This window comes from Terrisporobacter othiniensis, assembly GCF_000808015.1.
GTDB lineage: Bacteria > Bacillota > Clostridia > Peptostreptococcales > Peptostreptococcaceae > Terrisporobacter > Terrisporobacter muris.
In genome coordinates this window covers 39,917-58,080 of sequence record NZ_JWHR01000111.1, presented here as the reverse complement: position 1 = coordinate 58,080, position 18,164 = coordinate 39,917, and the positions used below count along the sequence as shown (strand labels likewise).

General features: G+C 31.1%; 12 protein-coding genes and 19 tRNA genes. All 31 read left to right on the top strand.

Annotated features, from left to right (window positions below; all coding sequences use genetic code 11):
• The first annotated feature begins 50 nt into the window (after window positions 1-50).
• A tRNA-Val gene (locus QX51_RS13220) sits at window positions 51-126 on the top strand.
• A gap of 16 nt (window positions 127-142) precedes the next feature.
• Window positions 143-219, top strand: a tRNA-Asp gene (locus QX51_RS13215).
• A gap of 21 nt (window positions 220-240) precedes the next feature.
• Window positions 241-316 (top strand) — tRNA-Thr (locus tag QX51_RS13210).
• A gap of 6 nt (window positions 317-322) precedes the next feature.
• Window positions 323-407: transfer RNA gene (locus tag QX51_RS13205), tRNA-Tyr, on the top strand.
• A 10-nt stretch (window positions 408-417) separates the two neighbouring features.
• A tRNA-Leu gene (locus tag QX51_RS13200) sits at window positions 418-501 on the top strand.
• A gap of 21 nt (window positions 502-522) precedes the next feature.
• A tRNA-Gly gene (locus tag QX51_RS13195) sits at window positions 523-597 on the top strand.
• A 21-nt stretch (window positions 598-618) separates the two neighbouring features.
• Window positions 619-695 (top strand) — tRNA-Arg (locus QX51_RS13190).
• A gap of 9 nt (window positions 696-704) precedes the next feature.
• Window positions 705-780 (top strand) — tRNA-Gln (locus QX51_RS13185).
• 9 nt (window positions 781-789) lie between these two features.
• Window positions 790-865: transfer RNA gene (locus tag QX51_RS13180), tRNA-Lys, on the top strand.
• Window positions 866-872: 7 nt separating this feature from the next.
• Window positions 873-961: transfer RNA gene (locus QX51_RS13175), tRNA-Ser, on the top strand.
• A gap of 5 nt (window positions 962-966) precedes the next feature.
• A tRNA-Phe gene (locus tag QX51_RS13170) sits at window positions 967-1,042 on the top strand.
• Window positions 1,043-1,056: 14 nt separating this feature from the next.
• Window positions 1,057-1,133: transfer RNA gene (locus QX51_RS13165), tRNA-Met, on the top strand.
• 28 nt (window positions 1,134-1,161) lie between these two features.
• Window positions 1,162-1,238 (top strand) — tRNA-Ile (locus tag QX51_RS13160).
• Between the two features lie 11 nt (window positions 1,239-1,249).
• Window positions 1,250-1,326, top strand: a tRNA-Pro gene (locus tag QX51_RS13155).
• Window positions 1,327-1,363: 37 nt separating this feature from the next.
• Window positions 1,364-1,440 (top strand) — tRNA-His (locus tag QX51_RS13150).
• Between the two features lie 11 nt (window positions 1,441-1,451).
• A tRNA-Lys gene (locus QX51_RS13145) sits at window positions 1,452-1,527 on the top strand.
• Between the two features lie 9 nt (window positions 1,528-1,536).
• Window positions 1,537-1,611: transfer RNA gene (locus QX51_RS13140), tRNA-Cys, on the top strand.
• Between the two features lie 9 nt (window positions 1,612-1,620).
• A tRNA-Arg gene (locus QX51_RS13135) sits at window positions 1,621-1,697 on the top strand.
• A 19-nt stretch (window positions 1,698-1,716) separates the two neighbouring features.
• Window positions 1,717-1,792, top strand: a tRNA-Val gene (locus tag QX51_RS13130).
• A gap of 119 nt (window positions 1,793-1,911) precedes the next feature.
• Window positions 1,912-2,325, top strand: a complete 414-nt coding sequence (locus QX51_RS13125; RefSeq protein ID WP_039680367.1) for a hypothetical protein — start codon at window positions 1,912-1,914, stop codon at window positions 2,323-2,325.
• 359 nt (window positions 2,326-2,684) lie between these two features.
• Window positions 2,685-6,119, top strand: a complete 3,435-nt coding sequence (locus tag QX51_RS13120; RefSeq protein WP_039680366.1) for a pyruvate carboxylase — start codon at window positions 2,685-2,687, stop codon at window positions 6,117-6,119.
• Between the two features lie 254 nt (window positions 6,120-6,373).
• Entirely contained in the window at window positions 6,374-8,305 is a 1,932-nt protein-coding gene (locus QX51_RS13115; protein WP_039680365.1) for an elongation factor G, read from the top strand.
• 183 nt (window positions 8,306-8,488) lie between these two features.
• Entirely contained in the window at window positions 8,489-8,953 is a 465-nt protein-coding gene (locus tag QX51_RS13110; protein ID WP_039680364.1) for a CtsR family transcriptional regulator, read from the top strand.
• 4 nt (window positions 8,954-8,957) lie between these two features.
• Window positions 8,958-9,497 carry a UvrB/UvrC motif-containing protein gene (locus QX51_RS13105; RefSeq protein WP_039680363.1) on the top strand — a complete coding sequence of 180 codons (540 nt, stop codon included), beginning with the start codon at window positions 8,958-8,960 and terminating at the stop codon, window positions 9,495-9,497.
• A 12-nt stretch (window positions 9,498-9,509) separates the two neighbouring features.
• A complete protein-coding gene (locus tag QX51_RS13100) occupies window positions 9,510-10,514 on the top strand; it encodes a hypothetical protein (protein ID WP_039680362.1) in 1,005 nt (334 codons plus the stop codon).
• Window positions 10,515-10,525: 11 nt separating this feature from the next.
• Window positions 10,526-12,976 carry an ATP-dependent Clp protease ATP-binding subunit gene (locus QX51_RS13095; RefSeq protein ID WP_139045092.1) on the top strand — a complete coding sequence of 817 codons (2,451 nt, stop codon included), beginning with the start codon at window positions 10,526-10,528 and terminating at the stop codon, window positions 12,974-12,976.
• Window positions 12,977-13,132: 156 nt separating this feature from the next.
• Complete coding sequence (radA, locus tag QX51_RS13090; protein WP_039680360.1) at window positions 13,133-14,500, top strand: DNA repair protein RadA; 1,368 nt, start codon at window positions 13,133-13,135, stop codon at window positions 14,498-14,500.
• Between the two features lie 18 nt (window positions 14,501-14,518).
• Complete coding sequence (gene disA / locus QX51_RS13085; protein WP_334291551.1) at window positions 14,519-15,589, top strand: DNA integrity scanning diadenylate cyclase DisA; 1,071 nt, start codon at window positions 14,519-14,521, stop codon at window positions 15,587-15,589.
• A 79-nt stretch (window positions 15,590-15,668) separates the two neighbouring features.
• A complete protein-coding gene (locus QX51_RS13080; RefSeq protein ID WP_039680359.1) occupies window positions 15,669-16,769 on the top strand; it encodes a PIN/TRAM domain-containing protein in 1,101 nt (366 codons plus the stop codon).
• A gap of 86 nt (window positions 16,770-16,855) precedes the next feature.
• Entirely contained in the window at window positions 16,856-17,530 is a 675-nt protein-coding gene (ispD, locus tag QX51_RS13075; protein WP_039680358.1) for a 2-C-methyl-D-erythritol 4-phosphate cytidylyltransferase, read from the top strand.
• A 27-nt stretch (window positions 17,531-17,557) separates the two neighbouring features.
• The gene (gene ispF, locus QX51_RS13070; RefSeq protein WP_039680357.1) at window positions 17,558-18,031 is read left to right on the top strand and encodes a 2-C-methyl-D-erythritol 2,4-cyclodiphosphate synthase; all 474 of its coding nucleotides are present in this window, start codon (window positions 17,558-17,560) and stop codon (window positions 18,029-18,031) included.
• The last annotated feature ends 133 nt before the right edge of the window (window positions 18,032-18,164 follow it).

The following is an 18,164-nucleotide window of genomic DNA, read 5'->3' as shown; positions in this document are numbered from 1 at the left end:
AGCCGGCTGTGAGGGTTCGATCCCCTTCACCCGCTCCATTTATTTATCCCGGGACCATAGCTCAGCTGGGAGAGCACCTGCCTTACAAGCAGGGGGTCACAGGTTCGAGCCCTGTTGGTCCCACCATAAAACTTATAAATGCGGCCTGGTAGTTCAGTTGGTTAGAATGCCAGCCTGTCACGCTGGAGGTCGAGGGTTCGAGCCCCTTCCAGGTCGCCATAATACTTTTTTCAATACTATGCTGGTATGGCTCAATTGGTAGAGCAGCTGACTTGTAATCAGCAGGTTGTAGGTTCGAGTCCTATTACCAGCTCCATAATATGGAGGATTTCCCGAGTGGCCAAAGGGGGCAGACTGTAAATCTGTTAGCTGTGCTTTCGGTGGTTCGAATCCACCATCCTCCACCAAAAGAAGTATGCGGATGTGGCGGAATTGGCAGACGCACTAGACTTAGGATCTAGCGCCATTGGCGTGGGGGTTCGACTCCCTTCATCCGCACCACTTTTTAACTATACCTAGTATGCGGGAATAGTTCAGTGGTAGAGCGCAACCTTGCCAAGGTTGAAGTCGCGAGTTCGAATCTCGTTTCCCGCTCCAAACAAAACAAACAATATATGTGGGTGCATAGCTCAGCTGGATAGAGCAACGCCCTTCTAAGGCGTGTGTCCGGGGTTCGAATCCCTGTGCGCTCACCACTTATATATTGGGGATTAGCCAAGTCGGTAAGGCACATGACTTTGACTCATGCATGCGTAGGTTCGAGTCCTGCATCCCCAGCCATATAAATATGACTCATTAGCTCAGTCGGTAGAGCACTTGACTTTTAATCAAGGTGTCCGGAGTTCGAATCTCCGATGGGTCACCATTAATCTGGAGAGGTGTCCGAGTGGTTTAAGGAGCTGGTCTTGAAAACCAGTGATGCTTAACGGCACCGTGGGTTCGAATCCCACCCTCTCCGCCAATAGCGCCCAGATAGCTCAGTCGGTAGAGCAGGGGACTGAAAATCCCCGTGTCGGTGGTTCGATTCCGCCTCTGGGCACCATATTTAAATATTGTGGCGGTATAGCTTAGTTGGCTAGAGCGTTCGGTTCATACCCGAAAGGTCACAGGTTCGACTCCTGTTACCGCTACCATTTAAACTTTAACAATATAAATTAACGTGGACCATTAGCTCAGTTGGTTAGAGCGCCCGGCTCATAACCGGTAGGTCTGGGGTTCGAGTCCCTGATGGTCCACCACTTTTTTAGTTCGAGGTGTAGCGCAGTTTGGTAGCGCACTTGGTTTGGGACCATGGGGCCGGGGGTTCGAGTCCCTTCACCTCGACCATCAACTAAAAAAATAAAAACTAGTGCATTAGATTATGGTGGGTATAGCTCAGTTGGTTAGAGCGCCAGATTGTGGCTCTGGAGGCCGTGAGTTCGAATCTCATTATCCACCCCAAAAAAACATATGACTCATTAGCTCAGTCGGTAGAGCACTTGACTTTTAATCAAGGTGTCCGGAGTTCGAATCTCCGATGGGTCACCAATATAAAAAGGCGACATGACCAAGTGGCTAAGGTAGAGGACTGCAACTCCTTCATCCCCAGTTCGAATCTGGGTGTCGCCTCCACTTAAACATGCGCCTATAGCTCAACTGGATAGAGTGTCTGACTACGAATCAGAAGGTTGGGGGTTCGAGTCCCTCTGGGCGCACCACATATAAATAAAAAATTTCGGGACCATAGCTCAGCTGGGAGAGCACCTGCCTTACAAGCAGGGGGTCACAGGTTCGAGCCCTGTTGGTCCCACCATTTATCCTCTAGTTAATAAACTAGAGGTTTTTTAATATATAAAATAAGTTATAAATATTACTGTTTTAATTAACAATAAAATATAAGGTTTTTATAGAAAAATTAAGGAAGGTGTTATTATGTATATTATATTTGGAGAAGAGATAGTAGATAGTGAAGAAATAAGAGAAAGTATTGAAAAAAATAGTGATTTTACAGTAGATAGAGATATGTGCAAAGGAACAAAAAGAGAGGATGTTGTAGCATATCAACTAAGCATATCTATAAATATATTAAATGAAAAATTAAAGCATAGTTATGATTTAGATGAAATGAGTGAAGAAGAATTATTTGAAGAATATATAAATTTATCTGAAGAAATGGCAGTAGAATTACAGGATTATATGCCAAAACATTCTTTAGTAAATTCAATATCTTATAAATGGGATAATTCAGCTGATGTTATTAAAACAATATTTACTATGGCATATATAGGCTTAGGTCAATTAAAGCTAAACGATGTGTCTAGAAGATTATTAAATGAACTAGATTAAAAAAATATATATACTAGATATTATGCATATATATTCAAAGATTAGAGTAATGAAATAAGATATAATTTAATATAATAAGTAAGATAAATCCATGTTTATTAAAATGAAATAAATATGGATTTATTTTTTTATAGATCAATATATATTCATATCAATCGGAATATTATAAAAAATTATTATGAAAACATTCTACTATCACTTAATTAAGAAATAGGAATTTGCTAAAATACAAAATTTATTTACCTGTTTTAATGAATTTGTATTATTTATTAAGAAACTCTTTTGTAGGGGTTCAAAATTAAAATTTTATGGACTATAATCTTTAATATTACAACTAAAATATGGAAAAGGGGGATAACATGCTTAAAAAGTTTAAAAAAGTATTAGTAGCAAATAGAGGCGAGATTGCTATAAGAATATTCAGAGCATGCCATGAATTAGGAATTAAAAGTGTAGGGATATATAGTAAAGAGGATAAATATAGTTTATTTAGAACTAAGGCTGATGAATCTTATTTAATAGGTAAAGATAAAGGACCTATAGATGCTTATTTAGATATAGATGGAATTATAGAGCTTGCAAAAGAAAAAAATGTAGATGCAATACATCCTGGATATGGTTTCTTATCAGAAAATCCAGAGTTTGTAAGAAAATGTGAAGAAAATGGTATTGTTTTTATAGGTCCATCTGCAGAAATAATGGAAAGAATGGGAGACAAGATAAATTCTAAAAAGGTTGCTAATAACGTTGGAGTAAAAACTATACCTGGAGTAGAAAAAGTAATTAAAAGTGTTGAACAAGCAAAAGAAGTTGCAAGTTTTATAGGGTATCCAATAATGATAAAAGCCTCTAATGGTGGAGGCGGAAGAGGAATGAGGGTTGTTTATGATGAAAAGAACCTGGCTATTGAATACGAAAATGCATGTAGCGAATCTAGAAAAGCATTTGGAGAAGACTTAATATTTATAGAAAAATATATAGAAGACCCAAAACATATAGAAGTTCAAATATTAGGTGATAAACATGGTAATTTAGTTCATTTATATGAAAGAGATTGTTCTGTACAAAGAAGACATCAAAAAATAATTGAATATGCACCAGCATTTTCTGTAGATAAAAAAGTAAGAGATGAGCTTTGTGAAGATGCAGTTAAAATAGCTAAAGAAGTAGGATATGTAAGTGCAGGAACGTTAGAGTTTCTAGTTGATAATAAAGGGAATCATTATTTTATAGAGATGAATCCAAGAATTCAGGTTGAGCATACTGTAACAGAAGAGATTACGGGAATTGATATTGTTCAAAGTCAGATTCTTGTTGCTGAAGGATATAGCTTAGATAGTGAAGAAATAGATATAAAATCTCAAGATGATATAAAAGTAACAGGATATGCTATACAATGCAGAATTACAACTGAGGACCCTAAAAATAACTTTATGCCTGATACAGGAAAAATACAAGTATATAGAACCGGTTCTGGTGCAGGTATTAGACTTGATGGAGGAAATGGTTGTGCAGGATTTAGTATAACACCTTACTATGATAGTTTACTAGTTAAGACTATATCTTGGGATAGAACATTTGAAAGAGCAATTAATAGGACGATTAGATCTATAAATGAGCTTAGAGTTAGAGGGGTAAAAACTAACATTGGTTTTTTAGTTAATGTTTTGCAAGATCCTATGTTTAGAGCCGGCAAATGCAGTACTAAGTTTATAGATGAACACCCTCGATTATTTAAGATAAAAGAGAGTAAGGACAGAGGAACTAAACTACTTCAATTTATCGGTGATGTTATAGTTAATGAAAACAAATGTATGCCTAAACCTAAGTTTGAAACATTGCATCAACCAAGAATAATAACTGAAAGAATACCTAAAGTAGAAGGTAGTAAAGTACAGTTTGAGAAACTAGGAAAGAAAGCATATATTGAAAAAATAAAGAATGAAAAGAAATTATTATTAACTGATACTACAATGAGAGATGCTCATCAATCTCTTATAGCAACAAGATTTAGAACTTACGATTTATTACAAGTTGCTAAAGAAACAAATGCGTACCAAAAAGATTTATTCTCATTAGAAATGTGGGGGGGAGCTACATATGATGTAGCTTATAGATTTTTAAAAGAATCTCCATGGAGAAGATTACAAAAATTAAGAACAGAAATACCGGATATTATGTTCCAAATGTTGTTTAGAGCATCAAATGGTGTTGGGTATACAAACTATCCTGATAATGTAATAGTAGATTTCATAAAAGAATCTGCTTATCAAGGAATCGATGTTATAAGAATATTTGACTCACTAAACTGGGTGGAAAATATGAAACTGTCAATAGAGGCAGGGCTTGAAACCGGAAAAATAGTCGAAGGTACTATGTGTTATACAGGAGATATATTAAATCCTAATAAATCTAAATATAACTTAGAATATTATGTAAAAATGGCGAAAGAATTAGAGTCTTTAGGAGTAGATATAATCTGTATAAAAGATATGGCAGGACTTTTAAAACCTTATGCTGCTCACACTTTAATTAAAACATTAAAAGAAAATGTCAAAACACCAATTCACTTACATACCCATGATACAAGTGGAAACGGTGTAGCAACTTGTTTGATGGCGTCTGAAGCAGGGGTGGATATAGTGGACTCTGCATTACAAACTATGTCAGGTCTAACAAGCCAACCATCTTTAAATGCTATAGTAGAAGCTCTAAAAAATACAGAAAGAGATACTAAGATCGACTTATATGGATATGAAGAATTATCAAGTTACTACGGAGACCTAAGACAAATTTATAAAAAATTTGAAAGTGGTATGAGTACTTCTTTTGCTGAAATATATGAATATGAAATGCCAGGAGGACAATATTCAAATCTAAAAGCCCAAGCTGATAGCTTTGGTTTAGGAGATGACTTTGATACTCTTAAGGTAAATTACAAAGAAGCAAATCAAATAGTTGGAGATATAATAAAGGTTACTCCATCTTCAAAAGTTGTAGGTGACTTAGCAATATTTATGACAAAAAATAAATTGAACAAAGATAATATTATTGAAGAAGGTAAGAAATTATCATTCCCAGATTCAGTAGTAGATTATTGTAAGGGTATGATAGGTCAACCAGAAGGTGGTATACCAAAGGAATTACAAAAGGTAGTATTAAAAGGTGAAGAGGCTATTACTGTAAGACCTGGTTTATTAATACCACAAGCGGATTTTGACAAAGATAAAGATTATTTAAATGAAAAATTTAATATGAAATCTAATATAAGAAATATATTAAGTTATGAATTATATCCAAAAGTATATGAAGAATATCTAAAACATTTACAAGGATATAATGATATTTCCAAATTAGAAAGCAACGTATTCTTCTATGGTCTTGACATAGGTGAAGAATGTGATGTGGAAATAGAAGAAGGAAAAATGTTAACTATAAGTTTAAGAAATATAGGTGATGTAAAAGAAAATGGATATAGAACAATAGTATTTGACCTAAATGGAATGCATAGAGAAGTAGAGATAAAAGATAATAATTATGCAGGCAGTATTAAGCAAGTAGAAACTGCTGATATGGATAATACTTTGCAAATAGGGGCTAGTATTCCAGGAAAAGTAATAAAGGTTCTTGTTAAAGAAGGAGATGAAGTTGAAGAACATCAACCATTAATTGTTATAGAAGCTATGAAAATGGAAACTAATATAGTATCAAAAACAAGTGGGAAAATAAAGTCTATTAAAGTTAAAGAAAATGAAATGGTTTGTGATAAACAATTATTGATGACATTAGAATAGAGTAGAATAATAGTGAATTAAAAAAACTCTAAAGCATAGTAAATAACTGCTTTAGAGTTTTTTTATACAAAAAAGAGGAAAAATATAGATGTGTGTAGAAATATATTTTAAATCCAAGGGAAAGAGTACCAAATTGTTCTTATAAGAATAAGGTAATCTTATCTTACATAATTAGGAATATTATACATGTAAATGGTATAAAATTATTTATAACACTTGATAATTTTATATAATTAAAAAAGGTAGGTGCTAATATGAAAGTCTATGATAGTAACAATTTAAGAAATGTTGCAATACTGGGGCATAGTGGATGTGGGAAATCTAATTTAATTGATGCCCTAGCATACACTACAAATATTTCAAAAAAGATGCCCAAGTTGTCTGATAAAGTAAACATGACTTATAGTATTGGGTTAGCTCCCATAGAATACAACGGTATCAAGTACAATTTATTAGACACACCAGGATATTTTGATTTTAGCGGTGAAGTAATTTCTTCGTTAAGAGCAAGTGATGCAGCTATTATAGTAATAGATGCAACTTCTCCTATACAAGTTGGAACTGAAAAATCACTAGAATTGACTGAAAATATGCCGAAAATCATGTTTATAAATAAAATAGACAATGAAAAGGCAAGATATAAAGATGCAATAGAAATGTTAAGAGAAAAATATGACAATAAGATAGTACCAATGATAAGCCCTATATATAAAGATAAAAAATTTGTTAAATTACATAATGTGTTAGAAAACTTGGATGACGATTTAGATGGAGAATTCAAAGAGCAAGTTTCAAGTGTGAAAGAAGCTTTAATGGAACATATAGCAGAAACTGATGATGAAGTGTTAGACAAATATTTTAATGGAGAAGAATTAAGTCCACAGGAAATTCAAAAAGGAATAATAATAGGAATACAAAGTGGAGATATAATACCTGTAATATGTGGTTCTACAATAAATAACATAGGATCAGAAGAAATACTAAAAACTATAGGTGCATACATACAACCAAAAGCTATTGAAAAAGAAAAATCTTTAAGAGCTTTGGTATTTAAAACAATGGTTGACCCATTCATAGGAAAAATGTCTTACATAAAGGTAGTTGAAGGTCAAATAAAAAAAGATACTGAAATAGTTAATGTAAATAAGGATGTAAAAGAAAAAATTACTAATTTATATACAATGAAAAATGGAGAATTAGAAGAAGTAGACTATGCTAATGCAGGTGATATAGTTATAGTTACAAAAATGAATTCTCTAAAAACAGGAAATACTTTAGCAGAACGCTCAGGTGTTTCATTATTAGAAGAAATAGATTTACCAAAACCACAAATATATTTTTCTGTAGTACCAAAAAATAAAGGTGAAGAAGATAAGATAGGATCTTCATTAAACAAAATATCAGAAGAAGATCCAACTATACACTGGTACAGAAACGCAGAAACTAAGCAAACTCTTGTTGGTGGTCAAGGTGAGCTTCATATAAATACAGTTAAAAATAAATTAAAAGAAAAATTTGGTGTTGATGTAGATCTAGAAGATATTAAAGTTGCTTATAGAGAAACTATAAAAAGTTCTTCTGATGTACAAGGAAAACATAAAAAGCAATCTGGTGGCCATGGTCAATATGGAGATGTAAAAATTAAATTTACAAGATGTAGCGATGACTTTGAATTTGCTGAAGAGATATTTGGAGGTTCTGTTCCAAAGTCTTATATACCTGCAGTAGAAAAAGGATTAAAAGATTCTATGCAAAAAGGAATACTTGCAGGATATCCTGTTACAAATATAAAAGCAACATTATATGATGGATCATATCATGATGTTGACTCATCAGAAATGGCATTTAAAATGGCAGCATCAATAGCATTCAAAAAAGGAATGGAGGAAGCTCAACCAATTTTATTAGAACCTATTATGAAATTAACGATAACTGTTCCAGAAGAGTATATGGGAGATGTAATGGGTGATATTAACAAGAGAAGAGGAAAAATACTAGGAATGGAACCTGATGATAAAGGTAGACAAGTAATTTATGCAGAAGCACCACAAAGTGAAACATTTAAATATGCAATAGATTTAAGATCAATGACTCAAGGTAGAGGGTTCTTTGAAATGGAATTAGCAAAATACAATGAGGTACCTCAGCAGCTAGCATCAAAAATAATTGCAGAAGCTAATAATTAAAAAATATATATTAAAAGCGGCATGATGTTAAAAAAATCATGCCGTTTATTTTTTGTTTTATATAAAATATAAATTTGTTTTTGTTTATAATAATTAGATTATATGACTAAAATATGTATATAATATATATTAAATAGTAGTCAAAGAAAGTCAAAAGAAAAATTTATTTAAGTGGTGATGTATATGGCTTCAATTAGTGATATAATAGAAAAATTTATTAAAAATTTAATGGAAGACAGTAATACAGTTCAAATTCAGAGGAATGAGCTTGCTAATTTGTTTGATTGTGCTCCATCTCAAATAAATTATGTTTTGACAACTCGGTTTTCAAGGGAAAAAGGATATGAAGTACAAAGCAAAAAAGGTGGAGGAGGATATGTAAAAATAGATAAGATTTCAAAATTAAATCAAGAACAAATTTTGCATATTCTACATAAAAAGATAGATAAAGAAATAACATATATACAAGGAAAAATAGTTGTTAAGTGGTTATTAGATAAAAACTTGATTAATAATAGAGAATCAAAAATAATATTATGTGCTATAGATGATAAATCTTTAAACTCACCTATACATGGATTAAATGACATAGTAAGGGCAAAAATTTTGAAAAATATGATAGAAGAATTATTTAATATAGAGGAGTGATATTATGTTATGTCAAAAGTGTCATAAAAAAACAGCATCTGTTTTTATTAGCTCCATAATAAATGGTCAAGAAACAAGAATATATTTATGTGATGATTGTGCTAAGGATTATCCATTGCTTAATTTTAACTACCAAGACCCTTTTTCTATAAAAGATGTGATGGACAAATTAAAAATGGATGAAGGTAATTCTACAGATCGAGAAAAAGAAAATTCATTAGTAACTGATAACGATTGTGAGAAAAATAATATCATATGCCCTAATTGCCATAGCACATACAATGAGTATAGACAGACAGGTAAGTTAGGTTGCAGCAGATGTTATGAAGTTTTTGAAGAGCATCTAAAACCTATAATTAAAAATATATATGGTTATGAAGAATATATAGGTAAAACACCTAAAAAAGATAATAGCCGTATGTATATAAGCAGAGAGATTAGAATTTTAAAAGAAGATTTAAATATGGCTGTTGAGAAAGAAGAATATGAAAAAGCAGCTGACATTAGAGACAAGATAAAAGAGTTAGAAGAATGCAATGAATAGGAGGAGGTACTTATGGAAGATAGCATAATTATAGGTACTAAAGTATCATTATCTAGGAATATTAATAACTATCCTTTTCCACATAAGTTAAGTCAATCAGAATCTCAAGTCATAGCAAATAAAATTAACAATATAATATTAGAATCGGAGGATTTATTTCAAGAAGATTTTATTGCATACAATATAAAAGACATTAGTCAAATAGAAAAGAATACATTGATAGAAAGAAATATTATAAGCAATAAATTTTCTACAAATGATATAGGTTCAATTATTATTAACAAAGATAAAACTAAATACATAACAGTTAATGATCAAGAACATATAAAAATTAACATATATGAAAATAAATTTAATGTGGATGAGGCTTTTATAATTGCAAATAAAATAGATGACATATTAGAAAGTAAGTTAGATTATGCTTTTGATGATAAATTAGGATATTTGACTAGTTGTCCTGTTAATGCAGGCACAGGTCTGAAAGCATCTATCATAGTTCATTTACCAATATTATCTTTACAAAGAAGAGTAGATACTTATTCCAATATTGCACATAAATTAGGAGCAAATATAAAGGGTATTTGTAATGAAAAATCAAATATATTAGGTAATATGTATGAAATAAGCAATCAATCAGTAATTGGAAGATCAGAAAAAAATATTATTGAGAGTTTAAAAAGTTTAACAAAAGATATAATAACCAAGGAAAGGGAATCTAGAACTCTAGTAAAAATGGAAGCTTCTATAGAATTAGAAGATGAGGTTTATAGAGCTTTAGGAATATTACAAAATGCAAGAATTATAACAGCATACGAGGCTATGAAACATCTATCAAATATTAAGTTAGGTATCGAAATGGATTATATTAAAGATATTAATATAGACAAAATAATTAACTTAATGAAGGGAATGAAGCCCGCCTTAAGGTTGATGTCACCTATGACTGGTGATAGTGATACAAAAAGAGCAGATTTTTTAAGAGAAGAATTTACTCTAGCAAATAGAAATAAGAAATAGGAGGGATGAAAATGTACTTCAATAGGTTTACTCAAAGAGCTAAAACTGCAATTGACTTAGGTGTGGAGTCTGCAAAGAGCTTTGGACATAAAATTGTAGGAACAGAGCATTTACTTCTAGGTCTTCTAAAAGAAAAAGATGGAATAGCAGCTAAAGTTTTAAATAAATTAGGGGTTACTGAAGATATTTTAGAAAATAAGATTATTGAAATAGAGGGCAAAAATGATATAACTGCAACTGAGGTAACATTAAGCCCTAGATCTAAACAGATACTAGAGTTATCAGGAGCTTTTGCAAATAAACTTAAGACAAATTACATAGGAACAGAACATATATTATTAGCACTTGCTCAAGAAGGTGAAGGATTGGGAATGAGAATTTTGGCATCCTTAAATATCGATTCAAGAGATATTGCTGAAAGCATTATTGATATGATGGGAATAGATAATTACTCAATTGAACCTAAAAAAGTGAATAAAGCGAATTCTACACAAGATAGTACTTCATCAAAGTTACTTGATAAGTATGGTAGAAACCTTACTGAGAGTGCTAAACAAGATAAAATAGACCCTGTAATAGGAAGAAAAAAAGAGATAGAGAGAATTATTCAAATCTTAAGCAGAAGAACAAAGAATAATCCTGTATTGATTGGGGATCCTGGAGTAGGAAAAACTGCAATAGCAGAAGGATTGGCAATTGATATAGCAGAAGGTAGAGTTCCAGATACATTAAAAGATAAGATTCTTTATACATTGGATATGGGTTCATTGTTAGCAGGAGCAAAATATAGAGGTGAATTTGAGGAAAGAATAAAACAAGTTATAGATGAGGTTATTAAGAAGGGAAATATTGTTTTATTCATAGATGAAATGCACACAATTATAGGAGCTGGAGCTACAGGAGAAGGATCTATAGATGCTTCAAATATACTAAAACCTTGTTTAGCTAGAGGAGAAATACAAGTTATAGGAGCTACAACAATAGATGAGTATAGAAAGCATGTAGAAAAGGATTCTGGATTAGAAAGAAGATTCCAATCAGTTTTAATAGAGGAACCAACAAAGGAAGATACTATAGAAATACTGAAAGGTCTTAGAGATAAATATGAAGCTCATCATAAAGTAAAAATAACAGATGAATCTATTAAAGCATCTGTAGAGTTATCCGTAAGATATATAACAGATAGATTTTTACCAGACAAAGCTATAGATTTAATAGATGAAGCAGCTTCGAAAGTTAGGTTAAAAGAAAATACGCCTCCAAAGGAGATAAAGGATTTAGAAGATAAAATAAATAGTATCAAAAAAGAAAAAGAAGAATCAGTAAGAGGTCAAAACTTTGAAAAAGCTGCAAAACTACGAGATGAACAAAGAAAGACTCAAGAACAACTAGAGAAAATTAGAGATAGATGGAATAAATCATCTAAATATGCAAATGTGGTAGATGAAGAAGTAATTGCAGAGGTTGTTGGCTTATGGACTGGAATACCGGTAAATAGAATGATGGAAGAAGAAACAGAAAGGCTACTTAAACTAGAAGATATTTTACATGAGAGGGTTATAGGTCAAGAACAAGCAATAAAATCTATTTGTACAGCTATTAGAAGAGCTAGGGCAGGTTTAAAAGACCCAAATAGACCTATTGGCTCATTTTTATTCTTAGGTCCAACTGGAGTGGGAAAAACAGAACTTAGTAAAGCATTGGCAGAAGCTGAATTTGGAGATGAAAATCAAATAGTACGTATTGATATGTCAGAATATATGGAAAAACATTCTGTATCTAGATTAATTGGATCCCCTCCTGGATATGTAGGTTATGATGAGGGAGGTCAGTTAACAGAAAAGGTTAGAAGACATCCTTATTCAGTGGTATTATTTGATGAAATAGAAAAAGCCCATCCAGATGTATTTAATATTTTATTACAGATATTAGATGATGGTAGACTAACAGACTCTAAAGGTAGAACTGTAGACTTTAAAAATACAATATTAATAATGACATCAAATGTAGGAGCAAAAACAATTAAAAAGCAAAAAACATTAGGCTTTGGAATACCGAATGCAGAAACTCAAGAAAAAGATGAATATGAAAAAATGAAAGAAAATATAATGTCTGAACTAAAAAAACAATTTAGACCTGAGTTTTTAAATAGAATAGATGACATAATAGTATTTCATTCCCTTAATAAAGATGATATATCTAAAATCGTCAAATTAATGTGTAAGACATTAATTGCAAGATTAGAAGAAATGACTATAAAATTAGAAATGGATGAAGAAGCTATAGATTTGATTGCAAAATCAGGATTTGATTTAGAATATGGAGCAAGACCGCTGAAAAGATCTATTCAAAAAGAATTAGAGAATGAGCTGTCAGAACTGATACTACAGGGAACAATAAAATCAGGCGATGTTGTTGAAGCTACTGTAAAGGAAGGTAAGATGTCTTTTGAAGTAAAATGATTTTTTATGAGATAGAGGGAGAAAAACTCCCTCTATTTTAAGGTTTAGTAAAGATTATTTTGATATATTTAACATAAATCCGAATAATATTATATGCAGATATTAACAATATATAGTACAATAAAGTAATAATAAAGCATTTAAGGGTGAATAATAATGGCAAAAATTAAAACAAAGTATGTATGCCAGTCATGTGGATATGAAACTAGTAAATGGTTAGGTAAGTGTCCAGAGTGTACAAAATGGAATACATTTGTTGAAGAAATAGAAGAAAAAAAATCTCAAAGGGAAGTTTTTGTGATAAGTAAGGGTGATTCAAAACCTATAAGCATAAATTCCATAGAGATAAAACACGAAGAAAGATTTTCTACAGAAATTGAAGAATTAGACAGGGTACTAGGTGGAGGAATTGTAAAAGGTTCCTTAGTTTTAGTAGGTGGAGATCCTGGTATAGGAAAATCAACGCTATTAATGCAAGTATCTAGAAATGTTGCCTGTTCAGGAAAAAAAGTATTATATATATCTGGAGAGGAATCACAATCTCAAATAAAAATGAGAGCTCATAGATTGGGAGTAAATACAGATAATCTATTTATTTTCTCGGAAAATAATTTAAGTATAATAGAAGCTTATTTAGATAATATAAATCCAGATTTGATAATTGTGGACTCAATACAAACTGTATATAGTCCAGAGATATCTTCAGCACCAGGAACTGTAAGCCAAATAAAAGAAGGAACATCAAGATTTATGAAAATTTCTAAGAAGATGGGAATATCTACTTTTATTGTTGGACATGTAACTAAAGAAGGTTCTTTAGCAGGACCTAAATTATTAGAACACATGGTAGATACAGTTTTATATTTTGAAGGAGAAAGGTATAATACTTATAGACTTGTTAGGGCAGTCAAAAATAGATTTGGCTCAACTAATGAATTAGGTGTATTTGAGATGAAAGATAAAGGGTTAATAGAACTTACTAATCCATCTGAAGTCCTAATCTCCGAAAAGCCTAAAGATGTATCAGGTTCAGTTATAATATCAACTGTAGAAGGAACAAGACCGATGCTTTTAGAATTACAAGCATTAGTATCTCCAACAAGTTTTGGGATTGCAAAAAGGACAGCAACAGGAGTTGACTACAATAGAGTAGCTTTATTATTAGCTGTATTAGAAAAAAGGGTAGGATTACAAATACAAAATCAAGATGTGTACATAAATGTTGTTGGAGGGATAAAAATTAACGAACCTTCAATGGATTTGGGAATAATATTATCTGTAGCTTCTAGTTTTAGGAACTTGCCTATTGATGGCGATGTGGTTGTAACAGGCGAAGTAGGGTTAACAGGCGAAGTTAGGGCTGTTAGCTATATAGAAAAAAGAATAGCTGAATGCAAAAAATTAGGATTTAAAAAGATAGTTATACCGAAAAATAATTATGCTACAGTAAAAGATATAAAGGGTATAGAAATCATACCAGTAGATAATCTAAGACAAGCTATAAACTTAGTATTAAGGGGGTGATGAATAAGAATGTATAATATCGATAATATTATGGATAATAAAAACTTACTTCATGCTCTTAGAAAAATATCTCCAGGAACTCCTCTTAGACAAGGACTTGACAATGTACTTAGAGCTAAGACTGGTGGGCTTATAGTATTGGCAAATGATGATGAAATATCTGAAATAGTAGATGGTGGGTTTAAAATAGATGCAGACTACTCTCCAGCATATTTATATGAGTTAGCCAAAATGGATGGAGCTATAGTTTTAAGTGAGGATGTAAAGACAATATTATTGGCAAATGCACAGTTAATACCTGACTATTCAATACAAACATCAGAAACAGGGACTAGACATAGAACTGCAGAGAGAGTAGCCAAGCAAACTGGTGCTATAGTAATATCTATTTCTCAAAGAAGAAATATAATTACTGTATACAGGGGAGAACAAAAATATGTAATTGAAGAAATATCAAAAATATTTACTAAGGCTAATCAAGCGTTACAAACACTAGAAAAGTATAAATCAGTTTTAGATCAGGCCATTTTAAATCTTAATTCATTTGAATTTAAAGATATGGTTACTATCTATGAAGTAGCATTAGTAGTTCAAAAAATAGAAATGGTTATGAGAATAATAAATGTAATTGAAAAGTATGTAATTGAGCTAGGTGAAGAAGGTACACTAGTAAGAATGCAGCTAGAAGAATTAATGGGAACTACTAAGAAAGATAGAATGATGATTTATATGGATTACAAAAAAGATAATGTAGAGTTAAAAGAAATTCAAAGAAAGATGAAAAGTCTAACAGATGATGAATTACTTGACTTAGTAAAAGTATCAAAAATCTTAGGTTACTCGGGCATAACTGAAAGTATGGATATGGAGATTAGACCAAAAGGATATAGAGTTTTAAATAAAATTCATAGGTTACCAAGTGCAATTATAGAGAATATTATTAATTATTTCGATGACTTTAAAAGTATTCAAGCAGCTTCAATTGAAGATTTAGATGAAGTTGAGGGAATAGGTGAAATAAGAGCAACTTATATAAAAAATGGACTTATAAAAATGGAAAGAATGGCATCTTTAGATATGCAAATATAATGTAATTTTAAGAAAAAATTAATGAAAAATTCATATATATGATGTATCATATAAATCACACACTATAGGGGGTGAAGTTTTGATAAGCAAAATAATAAGAATGTTAATATCTCTTTTAGGAGTTATAATAGGAACAACTTCATATTTAAGTCTAGAAAAAATATTTCCACAACTTAGTTTTGGAATAGATAACGCATATTTAGTAGGTATAGTAGCAGGGCTATTAGTAGGTGTACTTTTCTACTTGATAAGTCCTTGGATTTTCAATAAAGTAAGAAGATTTGTAAAAATTTTAGATACTGAAATATCTAAATATCCACAGACAGATATATTATTAGGAGTAGTAGGACTAATTGTAGGCTTAGTTATCGCCTATCTAATAGTAGGAGGGGTATTTGGACCAATTTCAGGAATGCCTTTAATCAAAACAATTTTATCTATAATAATCTATTTATTTATGGGTTATATAGGTGTAAAAATTACATTGAAAAGTAGAGAAGATTTATTTAATATTAGTAAGTTAAGTAGATTATCTGCAAATTTAGGAAAAGATAAATCAAGTAAAAAAGATAATGCTACAAAATCAATACCACCAAAAGTATTAGATACTAGCGTAATAATAGATGGTAGAATAGCAGATATCTGCAGAACTGGTTTTGTAGAAGGAAAACTTATAATACCTAAGTTTGTCTTAAATGAATTACAACATATTGCAGATTCTTCTGATGACTTAAAAAGAGTTAGAGGAAGAAGAGGTCTAGATATACTTAATATAATTCAAAAAGAGTTAGATATAGAGGTCGAAATAACTGAAAAGGATTTTGATGACATATCAGAAGTTGATAGCAAACTTCTTAAGCTTGCTCAAGTAATGAATGGAAAGGTCGTAACAAATGATTATAACCTAAACAAAGTAGCTCAATTCCAAGGTGTGGAAGTCTTAAATATAAATGAACTTGCTAATGCTGTTAAGCCTGTTGCTATACCAGGTGAAGAAATGATAGCTCAAGTTGTAAAAGAAGGTAAAGAATCTAATCAAGGAATAGCTTACTTAGATGATGGAACAATGATAGTTGTAGAAGGTGGGAAGAAACATATTGGCGAAACTATAAATGTATTAGTTACATCAGTGCTTCAGACTTCTGCAGGAAGAATGATATTTGGAAAACCTAAGAATTAATATAATAAGGACCTTCTATTCATAGAAGGTCTTTTTTTACTTACTTAATAATAAACTTTTAAATCGAAATAAGAAGAGGTGAAGTTATGAATAGCGTAGTTATCGTTAGCGCAGGTAGGGGAAGTAGAATGAAAGCAGATATAAATAAGCAATTTCTAAAAATCGGAGATAAAGAAGTAATAGCCCATACCATAGATAAATTTTATAACAATGAAAACATAGGAGAAATAATTATAGTAGTAAGAGAAGATGAAAAAGAATTTTTTCAAGAAAATGTTATAGATAAATATGGATATAAAAATATTAAGATTGCTTTTGGTGGAAAGGAAAGACAAGATTCAGTTTACAATGGACTTAAAGCACTAGATAAAAATTGTGAAATAGTTTTAATTCATGATGGTGCAAGACCTTTTGTAACTGATGAAATTATAGAAAAATCCATAGAATGCGCCCAAAAATATAACTGTGCAATAGTTGGGGTTCCTGTTAAAGACACCATAAAAATAGTGAATGAAAATAATGATGTATGTGATACTCCAAGTAGAAATAAATTATGGTCAATTCAAACTCCACAAGTTTTTGACTATTCATTAATTATGAAAGCTCATGAAAAAGCTAAAGTTGATAAATACTATGGTACAGATGATTCAATGTTGATGGAGTATTTAGGATATAATGTAAAGGTAGTAGAAGGTTCTTATAATAATATAAAAATAACTACTCCTGAAGATTTAAAAATTGCAGAGGAAATTTTAAGATAAAACTAACATAAAAAGGAGCAAATTTACATGAGAATTGGTTTAGGATACGATGTACATAAACTTGTTGAAGGAAGACCTTTAATTATAGGAGGGGTAAGCGTTCCACATGAAAAGGGATTACTTGGACACTCTGATGCAGATGTATTGATTCATGCTATAATGGATGGTATGTTAGGGGCACTTGCCTTAGGTGATATAGGTAAACACTTCCCAGATACAGATGAAAAATACAAGGGTGCAGACAGTATTAAATTATTAAAGTGTGTTAATAATTTAATAAATGAAAAAGGATATGAGATAAATAATATAGATAGCATAATAATTGCTCAAAGTCCTAAGATGGCACCATATATAGAAGAAATGAGAATAAATATTGCTCAAATACTAAATACAGATGTTGGGAATATTAGTGTGAAAGCAACTACGGAGGAGGGCCTTGGATTTACAGGTACAAAACAAGGTATTTCAGCACAAAGTATTTGTTTATTGAATAAAAAATAAATAAATTAGTTATAGTAGAAAAAGTTTATCACAAAAGCTTTTGATAAGCAGTATATTAATATTACTTACTGGATATAATAATTTTTATATAGTAAAAGACAAGAAAAATAAAACTATTTTGAAATATACACTA

Excerpts from the sequence above, each read along its gene's own strand:
- QX51_RS13105 (WP_039680363.1), top strand. The coding sequence starts at position 8,958 with ATGTTATGTCAAAAGTGTCATAAAAAAACAGCATCTGTTTTTATTAGC.
- QX51_RS13100 (WP_039680362.1), top strand. The coding sequence starts at position 9,510 with ATGGAAGATAGCATAATTATAGGTACTAAAGTATCATTATCTAGGAAT.
- radA (WP_039680360.1), top strand. The coding sequence starts at position 13,133 with ATGGCAAAAATTAAAACAAAGTATGTATGCCAGTCATGTGGATATGAA.
- QX51_RS13120 (WP_039680366.1), top strand. The coding sequence starts at position 2,685 with ATGCTTAAAAAGTTTAAAAAAGTATTAGTAGCAAATAGAGGCGAGATT.
- QX51_RS13125 (WP_039680367.1), top strand. The coding sequence starts at position 1,912 with ATGTATATTATATTTGGAGAAGAGATAGTAGATAGTGAAGAAATAAGA.
- ispF (WP_039680357.1), top strand. The coding sequence starts at position 17,558 with ATGAGAATTGGTTTAGGATACGATGTACATAAACTTGTTGAAGGAAGA.
- ispD (WP_039680358.1), top strand. The coding sequence starts at position 16,856 with ATGAATAGCGTAGTTATCGTTAGCGCAGGTAGGGGAAGTAGAATGAAA.
- QX51_RS13095 (WP_139045092.1), top strand. The coding sequence starts at position 10,526 with ATGTACTTCAATAGGTTTACTCAAAGAGCTAAAACTGCAATTGACTTA.
- QX51_RS13115 (WP_039680365.1), top strand. The coding sequence starts at position 6,374 with ATGAAAGTCTATGATAGTAACAATTTAAGAAATGTTGCAATACTGGGG.
- QX51_RS13110 (WP_039680364.1), top strand. The coding sequence starts at position 8,489 with ATGGCTTCAATTAGTGATATAATAGAAAAATTTATTAAAAATTTAATG.